Annotated in this window: 10 protein-coding genes; 5 read left to right on the forward strand and 5 right to left on the reverse strand. The window is 37.0% G+C overall.

The annotated features are described in order from the left end of the window. Window positions 1–120: 120 nt before the first annotated feature. Window positions 121–1,593, forward strand: a complete 1,473-nt coding sequence (gene rpoN / locus R2R71_RS03260; protein WP_316829810.1) for an RNA polymerase factor sigma-54 — start codon at window positions 121–123, stop codon at window positions 1,591–1,593. 58 nt (window positions 1,594–1,651) lie between these two features. Here the strand turns inward: rpoN and R2R71_RS03265 are convergent, their stop codons facing one another. The 3 genes from R2R71_RS03265 to R2R71_RS03275 form a co-directional block, all read right to left on the reverse strand. Continuing rightward, entirely contained in the window at window positions 1,652–2,665 is a 1,014-nt protein-coding gene (locus tag R2R71_RS03265; protein ID WP_316829811.1) for a type IX secretion system membrane protein PorP/SprF, read from the reverse strand. Window positions 2,666–2,667: 2 nt separating this feature from the next. Continuing rightward, the gene (locus tag R2R71_RS03270) at window positions 2,668–6,153 is read right to left on the reverse strand and encodes a PKD domain-containing protein (RefSeq protein ID WP_316829812.1); all 3,486 of its coding nucleotides are present in this window, start codon (window positions 6,151–6,153) and stop codon (window positions 2,668–2,670) included. Window positions 6,154–6,357: 204 nt separating this feature from the next. Continuing rightward, entirely contained in the window at window positions 6,358–7,212 is an 855-nt protein-coding gene (locus tag R2R71_RS03275; protein ID WP_316829813.1) for an HD domain-containing protein, read from the reverse strand. Window positions 7,213–7,428: 216 nt separating this feature from the next. On the opposite strand from R2R71_RS03275, the gene R2R71_RS03280 reads away from it, so the two are divergent. Both R2R71_RS03280 and R2R71_RS03285 read left to right on the forward strand, forming a co-directional pair. Then, entirely contained in the window at window positions 7,429–8,082 is a 654-nt protein-coding gene (locus R2R71_RS03280) for a TetR family transcriptional regulator C-terminal domain-containing protein (protein WP_316829814.1), read from the forward strand. Between the two features lie 4 nt (window positions 8,083–8,086). Then, entirely contained in the window at window positions 8,087–9,385 is a 1,299-nt protein-coding gene (locus R2R71_RS03285; RefSeq protein ID WP_316829815.1) for an AarF/ABC1/UbiB kinase family protein, read from the forward strand. On the opposite strand, the gene R2R71_RS03290 is transcribed toward R2R71_RS03285, so the two are convergent. After that, window positions 9,382–9,738, reverse strand: coding sequence for a two-component system response regulator (locus R2R71_RS03290; protein ID WP_316829816.1), 357 nt, complete (start codon window positions 9,736–9,738; stop codon window positions 9,382–9,384). The two genes, R2R71_RS03285 and R2R71_RS03290, sit on opposite strands and share 4 nt — an antisense overlap. Before the next feature lie 246 nt (window positions 9,739–9,984). On the opposite strand from R2R71_RS03290, the gene R2R71_RS03295 reads away from it, so the two are divergent. Together R2R71_RS03295 and R2R71_RS03300 are read left to right on the forward strand one after the other, a co-directional pair. Next, window positions 9,985–10,587 carry a GIN domain-containing protein gene (locus R2R71_RS03295; protein ID WP_316829817.1) on the forward strand — a complete coding sequence of 201 codons (603 nt, stop codon included), beginning with the start codon at window positions 9,985–9,987 and terminating at the stop codon, window positions 10,585–10,587. Between the two features lie 128 nt (window positions 10,588–10,715). Further along, window positions 10,716–12,662 carry an LTA synthase family protein gene (locus tag R2R71_RS03300; RefSeq protein WP_316829818.1) on the forward strand — a complete coding sequence of 649 codons (1,947 nt, stop codon included), beginning with the start codon at window positions 10,716–10,718 and terminating at the stop codon, window positions 12,660–12,662. A 31-nt stretch (window positions 12,663–12,693) separates the two neighbouring features. On the opposite strand, the gene R2R71_RS03305 is transcribed toward R2R71_RS03300, so the two are convergent. Further along, window positions 12,694–15,096 (reverse strand): GAF domain-containing protein, encoded by a 2,403-nt coding sequence (locus R2R71_RS03305; protein ID WP_316829819.1) that lies wholly within the window; start codon window positions 15,094–15,096, stop codon window positions 12,694–12,696. Window positions 15,097–15,212: the final 116 nt, after the last annotated feature.

The raw sequence follows: 15,212 nt of genomic DNA on the forward strand, positions 1-15,212 counted from the left end.
CATTAGATTGCAAACAAACGTTTATCAAATTATTTAAAGTTAAATCTGCAGGGTATTAAGATTAATTCTAAAAAATATCTGATAACAATTCCTTATTTTTGGCGAACACTATAGAATAACATGTTAAAGCAACACCTACAACAAAAATTATTACAAAAGTTATCCCCTCAGCAAATTCAGTTTATCAAGCTGCTGCAGGTGCCAACTGTTGCTTTAGATACCAGGGTTAAAGAAGAACTCGAAGAAAATCCGGCACTTGAAGACCCTAGTTTAATGACAACCGACGAACCAAAAGGTGAATACGACGATTTAAATGACGGTCCTGACGATTATGAACAATCGTCAGAAGATAGTGGTATGGATGAGTTTAATGTAGATGATTATCTGCAAGACGACAGTGCAAACGATTACAGTACAAACTATAATAATGGCGATGATGATGAAGAGAAAAAAGAAACACCAATCGCCATCGAAAGTACCTTTTTCGAAAGCCTTCAGGAACAACTTGATTTAGTACCGCTTTCTGACCAGGATTTTATCATAGGAAAACAAATTATCGGCAGCCTTGACGATGATGGCTACCTGCGCCGCCCCTTAAGTTCGATGATTGACGACCTTGCCTTCTCTCAGAATGTAATGGTTGAAGAAGAAGATGTGCTGGAAATGCTTAAACTCATCCAGAGCTTCGACCCTCCCGGCATTGGTGCCAGAGATTTAAAGGAATGTTTGCTGATCCAGTTAAAAAGAAAAGATACTGGCAATCCGATAATTGTAAAAGCGATGAATGTTGTCGAAAATTACCTCGACGAATTTACCCGCAAACATTACGATAAACTGGAAAAAAGCTTAGGCCTTGACAGCGAGGAACTCAAAGAAGTAGTAAATGAAATTCTTCGTTTAAACCCGAAACCCGGTGATGCAAACCAGGTAACAACCAAACAAATGCAAATCATTCCTGATTTCCATATCAGCAATAATGATGGCGTTCTGGTATTAACCCTGAATTCGAAAAATGCACCGGAATTGAAAGTAAGCCGCTCTTACCAGGAAATGTTCGAGCACTACGATAAAGCTTCTTCAAAAGATAAAAAGCTTAAGGAAGCCGTGCAGTTTGTAAAGCAAAAGCTCGATTCGGCAAAATGGTTTATCGATGCAATAAAGCAAAGGCAGCAAACCCTGCTTAAAACCATGAATGCCATTATGCATTATCAGTACGAATATTTCTTAACTGCCGATGAACGTAAAATGCGACCTATGATACTTAAAGATATCGCCGATAAAATCGACATGGATATCTCTACGGTTTCAAGGGTGGCAAACTCAAAATATGTTCAAACAGAATTCGGGACTTTTCTATTGAAATCTTTCTTTTCAGAAGCAATCCAAACCGAAAACGGTGAAGAGGTTTCTAATAAAGAAGTTAAAAAAATCCTGGAAGACTGCATCGGCAATGAAGATAAGCGTAAACCCCTTGCCGACGAAAAACTTACCGAGATATTAAAGGAACGTGGCTATAATATCGCCCGCCGCACAGTTGCCAAATACCGTGAGCAAATGAATATTCCGGTAGCAAGACTAAGAAAAGAACTTTAAAAGTTTAGCCATTCAGTAAACAGTTTTCTCCTCAAGAATTAAGCTGTTTACTGAATTGTTACCACATCTTAATGTATGATGGTACTTTATAAATATTGTTCAGCAACAGCCCCAGAACAATCTCATGGCTGCCATTACTTACCGTATTCAGATCAGAAGTTGTAAAATCATACGAATAGCTTAAGTTTACCATTTTACCGATGTTAAACCCGGCCATTGCAGCAAAAGAATCATCCTTTCGGTAACTTCCCCCTATCCATATCTTATCCTTAAACGCAATCTTCATATTCAGGTCGAAAGATACCGGAGAGGGTTGTACATATTTAACCATAACCGATGGAATAGCCGCAATCTGGTCATCAAGAAAAAACTTATATCCTGCCGTAGCAAAAAAATGAGGTACTTCCTTACCAATATTATAATTATCAGAATTGGTAAAATTTAACTTCTGCGATAATACCTGCTGGGCTGATATCCCTGCAAAAACACGGGCTCCATACAACCATATACCAACACTCAAATCGGGTTTTACCTGACTAACAATCGCGTTGGAAAGCGCAGGATCACTTTGGCTATCAGGAAAGGTAAGCGAATTAACATCCAACTTAATACTCGAAATACCGGCCGCAGCACCAACTGACAAGTTAAAGGTATTGCTCAGCTGCAAATGGTAAGCATAGGTTAAGTTCGCATCTATTCTTGATAAAGGCCCTGCTTTATCCTGCACTACCGTTACCCCCATACCATGGTGCGCCGGAGATGAAGTATAATTCTGTGTGTAATTTCTGTCCATAGGGTCGCCGGTTTGCTCTGGAAATGACGTTAATGCATTACTCCAAAGATGATTATCCCCTAATGCCCAATGCGCCGAAACAAAGGAGGTTTGCGGCGCATCCGTTATCCCCGACCATTGTTTTCTGAAACCTGCCTTAAAATCAACATAATTCTCAATCCCTGATAACGCAGGATTTAATAAATATTGATTAAAAATATACTGAGTATATTGTGGCCGCTGCTGACCAAAGCCTTTAAAACTCAAAAATAAGGCGAATAGAATGATATATTTCTTCAATTTTATCTGATTATTGTTAGTGGTCCGGTTACTGCTTTTCTCCCGTTTCTTGGGTTGATAAGATAATAATAAACACCGACAGGTAAAGCTTCATTCTGATAATTCCCATCAAAAGGAACCTTATAGCCGTTGCTGAAAAATACCCTTACGCCATTTCTGTTAAAAACTTCGATGGTTGCATTTGGGTAGCTTTCTAAATATTTTATATTCCATACATCATTTACACCATCACCATTGGGTGTAAATGAGTTGGGTGGATTTAATGCCTGTAAAACTTTAACCGTTACGGAAGTCGTCACAGTACACCCTTCATCTGTAGTTGCAATGAGTTGGTAATCGGTATCTTTCTCCGGCGAGGCCACAGGATTTAATACATTGTCATGATCTAATCCAACCGACGGTGTCCATTTATAAGTTAAGCCTGAGCCATCGGCAACAGCAGGAATCGTTACCTGTCCGCCAGAAAGTATATATAATGTTGCACCGGCATCAGCCGTTGGCGATTTATAAACCTTTATGGTTTTCGAAATACTTCCGGCGCAGCCATTGGTTGCTGTAAAAGTATAGGTAATAACATGCTCGCCAGTACTTACATTTTTTGGGTTGAAATTTCCTTCTGCATCAACCCCATCGCCTGAGTAAATACCTGTTCCGGCAATTTCAGAATTTTCCTTAGCCTGGTTTATAACTACTGAACCATCATTCTGGCAAGCCGCCGGAATATCTTCAAATGTCAAAATCGGAGAAGGTTTAAGCGTAATCGTTTTTTGTGCTTCCTGAAAACAGGATTCGCCAGAGTATGCAACCATCCTGATTAAATAATTGCGGCTTCCGGCACCTCCAAAAGCAGCATAAGTTAAAGGTATATCTGCATTTGTCGGATACATTATCGTTTCAACTTCTTCAGGGTGATCTATAAAGTCTTTATAAATATCAATTTTGGTAATCCGGCCAAAAAAGGTCGTTGAGGAGTTATTAATTACAACAGCGCTATTACTGCATAAATTATTTTCATTCTGCACCGTAAATTCAGCTTTCTGAACGGCTCCGTTCACTGTAAACTGTTTTGTTATAGTAGAAACACAACCGTTAATATTGGTTATTTTTAATGTTACAGTATAATTACCAAAATTTGCATATTTATGTTTACCGTCTTTGTCGGTTGAAGTATTGGGATTAGCAGTAGTAGATGCTGCATCACCAAAATCCCATGCGTAAGTAAAAGTGCCTGATCCGCCGGTTACATCAGTCGATTTATTCGTAAACAACGCAATAGCATCTGTTAAACAAATATCAGGTGTACTAAAATCTGCCACAGGCAGGTCAGCTACCGTAACCTTTTGACTATAAACTTCACTAACACAACCTTCGCCGGAAGTAGTAAGTAAAGAAACTGTATAACTACCTGCACTTGTATATTGATGAACAAAAGGCGTTGCGTCAGTCTTATCTATCTTTGTACCATCCCCAAAATCCCAGCTCCACTTGGTAATGGTATTCGGACTTTTTGCAGAACTTATCGAAGATTGATCCGTAACACGATAATCCGTATTAATACAGGTATTTAATGATGCTGCAAATTTTGAAACAGGCAAAGGAAATATTTTTACCGTTTTAATTACAGCGTCCGAATAACACCCTGTTCCGGCTTTGACAGATAAACTTACATTGTAGGTTCCTTCATTTGCATACTGATGTTTTGGATTTTGCTCTGTTGAAGTACTGCCATCACCAAAATCCCAAAACCAGTTGGTTATCGCAAAATCGGCAGAATTAGATGAACTCTTATCCGTAAATGTAATATCCGATTTTGCACAGCTACTTGCAGCTAAATCAAAGTTTGCCGTTGGTAAATTGTAAATGGTGAAAACATAATTGGTTTCAAGATCACCACTCTGGCAACTTGTGGCATTATTCGGCACATGCGCAACAACATTTAAATGATATTCACCCGTAGTGGTATAGGTTTTATTAACCGGGTATTTGTAAATATATACCGTTTGTCCGTTTGTCGTTTTTGTTTCAGGCACCGGATTTAAAGTAACTTCTGGCGTGCTGTTTTCCAATGTCCAGGTAATTTTATCGGGTTGATAAGGTAAACTGACTTTAAAATCAATTACCTGCCCCACACAGCCATTCGGGCTTTCTTCATTCTTTGCTTCATTAACTACCGTTAAATAATTATTTGAAGCCAGATTGGTACCAGCAGAATAGGCATACGATTCTGCCTGCCCAAAGCCATAGGCAATTGCATTAAAGCCATCATCGGCAGTCAAAGTCAGGCTGCTTTCCGTAACTGGTATCTGGGCAAAAGCATAAAGATTATTCCCCAAAAGCGTTGCCCAGGTTACTGCCGGAGCTACACCATTAATTTTAAAAGTACTGGTTTTGTCAGCTTTCATTAAAATATTAATATACCTGACTGAAATATTTTGTAATGTGGAAGAGAAAACCGTAACCGCTTTGATATTAAATTCAATAGGATTCAGCATCACCATATCAGGGTCTCCAATCATGCTCCCCCCCGTGGCTGCAGAACAAGCCTGTGTTAATGAATATTGTGCAACACTTATTAATTTATCTGATGTAATGAAAGCCGATTCCGTTAGCTGACCACTCTCTAAATATTGCCCTTTGTTAATGGTAAAAGTTTGTGCATTATAGGTAACAGTGGTATTATCTTCCTGTGCAAGAATTCTTAAAATATATTTCCTGTCAGTAAAGGCTACAACGCCATAGTTTTTCCCCCAGCTTACTGTTGGATACAGTTGTTGGTATAAGGGGTCTTGAGAGCCTGTACAGGCAATTGTTAACACAGACGATCCGGAAAAAGCAGCAAATCTTTTACAAGACGATGTAGCCGCATCTGTTTCAACATACACACCGGTTAAGTCTGATGTGCCCGAAATATATTCATAAACATCTCCCGCCTTGGCCAATGTAATGGTTTTGGTTGATCCGCTTTTTTCATGGAGCAAAACAGTGGTGTTATCTTCAACAGCCACAATGGTGAAAAAATTATTTCCCCCATTACTTTGTGTATAATTCATCGAATAATAAGTTTGCCCGAGTGTTTCGTAAGGCAAAATTAAAGAAGCTGCAGACCGTGCACCAGCATATATATGCGTATAAGCCGAAACCTTAGGTTTTCCATCAGTTACTTTTATATGAATACCCCGGTTGGTCAAATTCTGATTAGCATCAGCAATATCAACATAAGCGTTTGCTCTCGGAACATCAAATTGAATTGCTGTATTTGCAGGAATTACTTGTTTTTGAGACCATGCCCCGCAACTAACCGTAACTTCTGTTGCAGCTTTTGATGTTACGAAAACAGCTAGACTGGCCAGGTTATTAGTCATGTTAGGCACATGCGTAGGAAAAACTGCCCAAAAATCTGTTCCTTCATTAGAAACAGTTTGTCCGAATACCGCATTTGATAACGTAAAGAAAAGAACGACAAAAACTAATAATGTAGCTTTTCTCATTACAGTTAGATTAATTCAGAAATAGTTTGCATGGTTATATAAATAGTAAAGCAATATACTATTAAAGAATATACAACAAAAGCAACTAATTAAAAATTAACACATTTTAAGGAATAAAAAGCAAAATTTCGTGTAAAATCCTGAGTGGTTGATGTAATTTTTTTTCTCATAAAACTTAAGTTGTTATGAATTACACCTCAAAACTTAAACAAACAACGCACTTAAAGTTCTTGATTTTACTTTCGGTACAGCACCATTCCGCATAAATTCTGAAAAACCTTTTAACTGTTTTATTGATTTTATGGCATCATAACCAAAAGTGTGGCTTCTTATTTTATTTAACAACATCGTGTCGGTTTTAAATAAATCATTTTCCGTGAGCACCCCCTTTTTAATCAGATTTTTGATTAATTCTGCCATTTTACCATTGGCATACAGATATAATGGTAACTTAAAAACCTCTTCATTTAATCTTTTGAATACGTCATTAATCCACAAAACCTCATGCTCGGTATTTACAGCAATTTTTCCATCATTTAAAACTACCGACTGGAGAAATTCCTTAGCCCTTTGCCGGGAAATAATGCCCGCATGAATACTATCCCGCAAGGTGTAATCTAAACGGTCAGCACACAACGAAGGCAATGGTTGTTCTAAAATATTAAACTCACCAAATAAAACCTGATTTACACGATAACCATACCTGAATAAAACTTCAGGGATTTCTGAATTATATAAAACTTCGGCAAAGATTTTTTCGTGGTAATCTTCGTCCGTATTACCAAATACATAATCGCCAACATGTGAAAATGCCGTGTGAGAAACATCGTGCAGCAATCCTGCAATCTGCTCCAGTTCACTCCCGCCAAGTCTCCTGATTAACATCATTACACCAATTGCATGTTCTAGCCTCGAATGACAGAGATCAGGATTTACCAGAAATATAGCACCACTCTGGTGAATTCCGGCTAAACGTTTTAAAGCATCTGTTGCCAGAAGTTCCTTAAACACCAAAGGCAACTCCATATTGCCATATAAAATATCGTTCACCTGAATCATATCATTAAAATTTAAAACCAGTAAACAATATTACTAATAATTTTAGCCAAATAAAAATTTAAAGAAACATTTTAGACTCTTAAAAACTAACTATATTAGCTAACAAACTTGTTTTAATTTCTTTACCGTTGATTATTACAATAACATGATTAATAAAATATGCCTGATAAAAACAAGCTTATCCTATTAACGTTATAAACATATACAAAAATCGATATGGCAACTGCTCAACAAATTCGAAAAACATATCTGGACTATGTTTTAACTAACAATAAAAAGCCAGAATCAGTTTATAGTTTTGTTAAAAAACTAAAAATTACTGAGGCCGAGTTTTATCAGTTTTATGCATCTTTTGAAAGCATTGAGAAAAACATATGGTTTGAGTTAACTTTTGAAACGATTTCAAGAGTTAAAGAACAGGAGGTGTGGCATCAGTACTCGGCCAGGGAAAAAATACTTTCCTTCTTTTATAGTTATGTAGAAAACCTTAAAAATGAACGAAGTTTCATTGTCTATAGTTTGAAAAGCTACAAATTACAGCTTACCACGCCAAATGTTCTGGCAGGTGCTAAAGCAATATTTGAAAATTTTGTAGACGATATTATTACGGAAGGACTCGAAAACGGAGAACTTGCTCAGCGCCGTTTTTTGAGCAAAAGATACAAAGATGCAGTGTGGATTCAGTTTGCTTTTATTCTAAACTTCTGGATTAACGACGACAGTGATGGTTTTGAAAAAACTGATGAAGCCATTGAAAAAGGTATTAATGTCACTTTTGATTTATTTCAGCATTCTCCAATTGACAATTTAATAGATTACGGGAAATTTTTAAGCAGAAACAGAAATTTCAAAGAAAGTATGGGGCTTTAATTTCATGAAAGAACAAAAGAGCATTCCGGTAACCAAGGTAGAACGTTCGGCTAAGTTTGTAAAGACAGGCATTCAGATTGGTGGAAATTATATTAAACATTATGCTAAAAAATTGTTCACGCCAGATATGGATAGAGAACAGCTCAATGAAGATAATGCAACAGATATTTATAAATCATTGAGCGAATTAAAAGGCAGTGCGCTAAAAATTGCGCAAATGCTCAGCATGGATAAAAATATACTTCCAAAATCCTATGTTGATAAATTCACACAATCTCAATACAATGCGCCTCCCTTATCAGGCCCTTTAATCATCAGAACCTTTAGCAAAAACTTTGGTAAAACACCTGATAAACTGTTTGATAGCTTTAATATTAATTCAACCAATGCCGCATCTATAGGTCAGGTTCATCAGGCAACATTAAATGGTAAAAAATTAGCTGTAAAAATTCAATACCCCGGTGTTGGCGATAGTATTTCATCTGATCTCAAACTCGTAAAACCTTTCGCTTTTCGTTTACTCGGCATGTCTGAAAAGGAATTAAATATTTACATAAAAGAAGTTGAAGAACGTTTATTGGAAGAAACTGATTATCAGTTGGAAGTTAAACGCTCCATAGAATTTTCGGAAGCCTGCAAAAACCTCGACAATGTAATTTTCCCAAAATACTATCCTGAAATGTCTGGTAAAAGGATTATTTCAATGGATTGGATTGATGGCCTGCATTTAAAAGAATTTTTGAAAACGAACCCCTCGCAGAAGCTGAAAAACAAAATCGGCCAGGCTTTGTGGGACTTTTATAATTTCCAGCAACATGAGTTGAGAGCCGTACACGCCGATCCGCACCCGGGAAATTTTATGATTACTCCGGACGAAAAACTAGGCGTAATAGATTTTGGATGTATTAAGGAAATGCCCGATGATTTTTACCAGCCATTTTTTTCACTAATTTCTACCGACGTTATTAATGATAAAGAAAAAACGATTGATGCATTTCGAAAACTTGATATGATCCATAAAGATGATACCCCTGCCCAGGTAGAATTCTATTACAAATCGTATAAAGAAATGATTGAGCTTTTTGCTAAACCCTATATAAATCCCTTTTTTGATTTCAGTAATAATGATTTCTTTGAAAAGCTTTATGCTTACGGTGAAAAAATCTCAAAAATGCCCGAATTTAAGCAGGCTCGTGGTGTGAAGCACTTCATCTACGTAAACAGGACAAATTTTGGCCTCTATACAATTTTGCACGATTTAAACGCAACTGTTAGAACAGATACTTTTAAACCTTCCTTTTAAGCATTCTTTTTAACAACTTCCACCATGTGGTCCAAATCAAATGGTTTCTGAATAAAGTCATCTGCTTTGCTTTCTTCAGCTATCTGGGGTAGTTTATCAGAAGTGGAAGTTAAAACAGCAGCAATATCTTCCGTTTCAGGATCAGATTTCAGCTCTTTTATCACCTTCGATCCTTTTTTATTTCCTTTAATATTGTCGTCAATCACCACAACATCCGGCTCAATTTCATTAATCTTATCTATTGGCTCAGTAGATAGTGATGCCGTAACATCAAAACCTTCCTCATCAAGTACGTGATCCATAATATCCAGGATGTCTTTATTATCCTGAACCAGAACAACCTTCTTCTTCATAAAAATTTGCCGGGTTTAATTTTCAATTAAATATAATGAAAAGAATAATTCAATAACACCAGCAGGCAATAATTTATTTTCTGCAGCACTTATGCTGAGTTCGTCTGATTTTTAATGGTGTTCGTCGATTAGTTCCTAAAACTTGTATAAAAGCGCCGCATTTGCTGCAACGTATTTTCGGTATTGGCGTCTTATCTACAAAACAGAAACTTAAAAAATTTATAAATAATTTTAAATAACAGCATTATGAAAACCTCAACCAAAAACTTAATCGCCAGCGCATTAACAGCAATCGTATTAACATCATCAGTTTTCGCAACAACTGCAGTTGCTTCAGAAAGTAAACCCGTAACTGCTGTTGCAGCACCGGCAAATTTCAAAAGAATAATTGTTAAAGGCAATGTAGAAGTTACGCTGGTTCAAAGACAAAACGAAGGTGTTAGCTATACTGAAGACAGTTTCGGAAAAGCTAAAATTACACAGGAAGGCAATATCTTAAAAATTACATCTGCCGATAAAGAAGTTGCTAAAGTAATTATATATGCAAACGACCTTTTCAGAATAGAAGCTTCGGAAAATGCAACCGTAAAAACCAGTGGAAAATTAAAAACTAAATTCTTACAGGTATTTTTAAAAGGAAATGCACATGCAGACATTAACTCAAATACAGAAGGCTTATATACCGTAATTCAGGATAATGCAGACTTAAAACTAAGTGGCGCTACCGATAACCATACTTTAGTGATGGGAAAAACACCAAAATTAACAATCGACAGGTTTGCTGCACTAAAAACAAACATCAGCTCAGCTGAAGCTAAAGCAGTTGAAATGGCCGCATTAGTAAAATAACAAAACACGCAATTTAAGATAAGCGGCAAAGGAATTTGCCGCTTTTTTTGCTTTTATCTTTTCATCCACAAACCTAACTTCAGTATTTCTTCAGAATGAAAATGTATTTTGCATGAAATTCCTAATCAATGACTAACCTATTTAAAGGCAGATATGCTATTCTCATTGCCTTTTTAACTTATTTTGTTTCTTTTTCGCTTATTGTAAGAACAATATTATACATCCTCTCCACACAAAAAACCGACTTTTCATTAGCTGAAACCATTACCGTATTTACGGTAGGATTGTTTTTCGATTTAGGAACCGGATTAATCATCCTTAGCCCCTATGCACTGTTTTTACTTTTTATATCAAACAAATACTACCAGAAAAAATGGATTCAGCTCTTGTCTAAAGCCACGTTTATTTTACTGGTAATCATCACCTTATTTTCATTTTTTGCCGAATTAACTTTCTGGCAGGAATTTGAAAGCCGCTTTAACTTTATCGCGGTTGATTACCTGATTTATACTTACGAGGTTATCCATAACATTAACGAATCTTACCCTTTACCAATATTAATCTCTTTAATACTGCTTATCGCATTAGGGGTAACCATTACATTTACGAAGCTTAAAATTTTCAAAAACAGTTTTACCAGCATTGTTTCATTAAAACAAAGGATTTCAGCTTCGGCATTGCTTATCACAATGGCAATTGTTTTTGGCATATTTGTTAAAAACAGCTGGGCAGAACAGGGGAACGATCGCTACGCAAACGAATTAAGTAAAGCTGGTATTTACTCTTTTTTCGCCGCCTTCAAAAACAATGAATTAAACTACAAAGATTTTTACAGCCTGATTGATGATAAAACGGCCTTTACCCTGATCAGAAATGAACTACAGGAAAGTCATAGTAATTTTATCGGCAGCCAGGCATCAATAAAACGTAAAATCGATAATGTTAAACAGGAATTTAAGCCAAATGTAATAACCATTACAGTTGAAAGTTTAAGTGCCGATTTCATGGAGCACTATGGCAACACACAGCACATAACGCCATTCCTCGATTCAACAGCAAATCATAGCATTTTCTTCAGTAACATGTACGCAACGGGAACAAGAACGGTTCGTGGCATGGAGGCACTAACGCTCCTGATCCCGCCTACACCGGGAAGCAGCATTGTAAGAAGAATGGATAATGAACATCTTTTTTCAGTAGGCCACGTATTTAAGGAAAAAGGATATGTTAATACATTTTTTTACGGTGGTGATGGTTATTTTGATAACATGAACCATTTCTTCGGCAACAATGGTTATAACATTGTCGACAGGGGCCGTAAATTATTAGATGAAACTTACGATGGAAGCCGAACCATTATTAAAGATAAGGATGTAACTTTCGAAAACGCCTGGGGAATTTGTGATGAAGATATTTTTAACCTGGTTATTAAAGATGCCGATGTAAAGTATAAAAACAACCAGCTGTTCAATAACTTCATTATGACAACTTCGAACCACCGCCCCTATACTTTTCCTGCCAATAAAATAAATTTACCGCAGGGCACACGTGAGGCAGCGGTACGCTATACCGATTACGCCATTGAACATTTCATAAATGCAATTAAAACCAAACCATGGTTTAAAAATACGGTGATCATAATCGTTGCCGACCACTGCGCAAGCAGCGCCGGCAAAAATGAAATCGATATCTCGAAATACCAGATTCCCTGCATGATTTTAAACATGAAAGATAGCCCGGCAAGAAATATCAGTAAAATGACTTCTCAAATCGATGTTTTTCCAACATTATGGAGCATGCTGGGCTGGAAGTACACCAGTAATTTCTTCGGAAAAAGTGTTGATGATGAAGATTATAAATCCAGGGTGGTTTTAGGTACCTACCAGAAGCTCGTTTACATGAGGAACGACAGCATGGTTGTTTTAAGCCCGCAACGTAAAGTGGAAAGCTTTATTTACATCAAAGCAAAAAACGAACAGCGAAAGGCTGATTCCGCTAAAGCACTTACCAACCAGGCCATTGCCAACTATCAAACCGCATTCGAACTCTTCAAAAACGGCAGCTTAAAGGAATAAAAAAAGGAACTGTTTTCACAGTTCCTTTAGATTAGCTTTCTTTTAAATTCAGGCTTAAATCGTCGGCCTTTAAATCTTCTGCCTCTTTTCTTTTTGTTTTATTTAAGTATTTAACGCCAACCCTTAGCGCTTTTAACCCGGAAACACCTTGCAGTTCTTCCAGGTCAAGCTGCTCCAGATCATCATTCAAAAAGCCCAGATCCTGCAAATACTTAATATACTCGATATATTCCTTCGCTTCATCAGCATTGAAATAAACCATGGCAATTTTATGCGGCTGCGTTAAACGCTCTGATGTTCCTTTAATTAAAACTTTATCGATACGCTTTTTAACCACTTCGTACCGGATATTATAGGCTCCTTCAACATCAAACCTTCTTTCATCGTTACGGAAACTGATGTCAATCGAATTTGAGTGGATAAAAACCAGTTGTGTTGTTTCCAGTGGCCTTGGCATTTCGCCGATCAGGTTTTTCGATAAACGGGCAATTTCCACCATCGATGTAAGCTGCCACAACCTGATATTTTTTAAATAAAGTAAATCGAAAGGTTTGTTTGGCGCTATATCCTGCCCGATATAGATATCATACTCCACACCATCAGTACGGAATTTAGCAAAATAACAAGGATAGGAAGCCTGAAGGTTTGCCTGTGCTGTTTCCAGGTACTGGCTTACTTCCATATTTATCAGCTGCATCGAAACCTCAAGTTTTCTTCTGTTTTCGAAAGCCAGACCCGTTTCCGGAAGGATCTCCGCAAAATAGTCGTCAACAATTTCCGCTGCCTCCGGATGATTAAGCTTGATAACCGAGAAAAAAGGATATACCTCTGCCGCAAGGAATTCGTTCAGCAACATTTCTTCATTGCTCGAGGCAACATTGCTGATACGCACGATCCAGTCGTTACAGTTAAAAATAAGTTTATCAATAAGTTCCAGGTAAACATATTTCCTTAAACCTTTAAGGGTTTTAATGATGTTCAGTAAATGAACATGCATATCTTCTTTTAAAGCCTGGTTCCGCTCGGTAGTAGAGTTACGGATATCAATAGCACCAAACAGCGGGTACATATTTTTAAAGGTAACCGTATCAATCTGCTTATGCTTTTTATTCGCCCTGTTTTGTTGAATAAAGTGCCATACCGCTTCATTGAACTTCCATTGTACCGAAGGCTGCAAGGCCGTAAATTTATCCATCAGCACCGCATCCATCTTTGCATTGAACTCCTCAATACTGTATTGGAAAAGCTGGCCGATGAGTGGCATCGCCGGACGTAAACGCGAAAGCAGTTTATCATCAACCATTACTTCCTTGTTCGAATAAACCTCCAGTACCCCGGCAAGCTGTGTATTATAGTAAATCGGTAGTACCGAATAAGAGCAAACACCTGCAGCTTTCAAAACCTTTAGGAAAGGATCTTTCGACATCTGGTCCTCATTAATCGAGCTTACAAAAATCGGACGGGGATCTTCCTTATATTTATCTACCAGGGAATAAAAAACCTCTTCTTCCATGTTCGATGCTTTCGCCGAATTGATCAGCATGCTCTGCGAAAAATCCTGGTTATCGAATACCAGTTTATTGTTTACCGTTAAGAAAGGCATTAAACCGAATTCCAGGTCGCCATTACCACTTAAGGTTTTTAAGGCCTGAATAACATGATTATAAGCTTCCGTTTGATAATTATGATCAACAAGGGCACTTCTGATACCTTCAATAGCGTGTTGCAGGGTAACGTCAGTAATCGAAATTACACTAAAGCCTTCGAAAGTAAATTTCTTGAGAGGCAGTTTCTTTACCAGGTATTCAATTTCAGTTCCTTCCTGAAAATGTTGCGCAAGCGCTTCAAAATTCAGTTCCGGAAGTGTGCCCTTATACTTGATATCAATAAACTGTGTATCGTTCTGAATGTTATAGTACTGCGTTAACTTGTTTTCAGGGTTAACATGGGCATAGATAATTTCATTTTTAAGCACTGATGTGAAGTTATAAAACCGATCTAAAATTAAATTATAGATAAATTTTAAATGCTTCATTTCCGAAGGCTCGTTATTATCTTTATTTACCTTGTTTTTAGGATCATGGTCCTTAAAAAACTGGTAAAAAGCATTCGTACTAAAGAAAATTTCGTCAGGTACAGGCGTACTTAAAGCCCAGAACAATTCATTCTCATTGGCCATTAAAGGCGTAAGAATGGTAAAAATCAACTCTAAAGTTTCTTTATACTTCGCTAATTCCTGTGCAGTTATATTGCCGAGTAAAGCATCTTCTTTCTCGATTTTTTCCAATAAAAACCTGTAAAACTCAGATTTAACTGTTTTTTCTGTCTTCAACCGGTTTTTCAGGTAATTTACCAATGGCCTGAAAGACAAGTTCGATTCGACCTGACAATGAATACATTCGTTTTTATGTATTTGTATTACATTGGTATTCATGAGTATATGTTTTGTATAGACGTAAAATTAAATGTTAAAATAATATTTTTTAACAAAGATACGAACAGCTAAAGCCATAAATAGTCTTTAAAACGTAATACTATTTTTACATCTGT

It is taken from the genome of Pedobacter aquatilis (assembly GCF_032678405.1).
Classification (GTDB): Bacteria; Bacteroidota; Bacteroidia; order Sphingobacteriales; family Sphingobacteriaceae; genus Pedobacter; species Pedobacter aquatilis_A.

Bases quoted from the DNA above. Each gene is read 5' to 3' on its own strand.
- R2R71_RS03275 (WP_316829813.1), bottom strand. From the start codon at position 7,212: ATGATTCAGGTGAACGATATTTTATATGGCAATATGGAGTTGCCTTTG.
- R2R71_RS03280 (WP_316829814.1), top strand. From the start codon at position 7,429: ATGGCAACTGCTCAACAAATTCGAAAAACATATCTGGACTATGTTTTA.
- R2R71_RS03285 (WP_316829815.1), top strand. From the start codon at position 8,087: ATGAAAGAACAAAAGAGCATTCCGGTAACCAAGGTAGAACGTTCGGCT.
- R2R71_RS03290 (WP_316829816.1), bottom strand. From the start codon at position 9,738: ATGAAGAAGAAGGTTGTTCTGGTTCAGGATAATAAAGACATCCTGGAT.
- R2R71_RS03295 (WP_316829817.1), top strand. From the start codon at position 9,985: ATGAAAACCTCAACCAAAAACTTAATCGCCAGCGCATTAACAGCAATC.
- R2R71_RS03305 (WP_316829819.1), bottom strand. From the start codon at position 15,096: ATGAATACCAATGTAATACAAATACATAAAAACGAATGTATTCATTGT.
- R2R71_RS03300 (WP_316829818.1), top strand. From the start codon at position 10,716: ATGACTAACCTATTTAAAGGCAGATATGCTATTCTCATTGCCTTTTTA.
- rpoN (WP_316829810.1), top strand. From the start codon at position 121: ATGTTAAAGCAACACCTACAACAAAAATTATTACAAAAGTTATCCCCT.
- R2R71_RS03270 (WP_316829812.1), bottom strand. From the start codon at position 6,153: ATGAGAAAAGCTACATTATTAGTTTTTGTCGTTCTTTTCTTTACGTTA.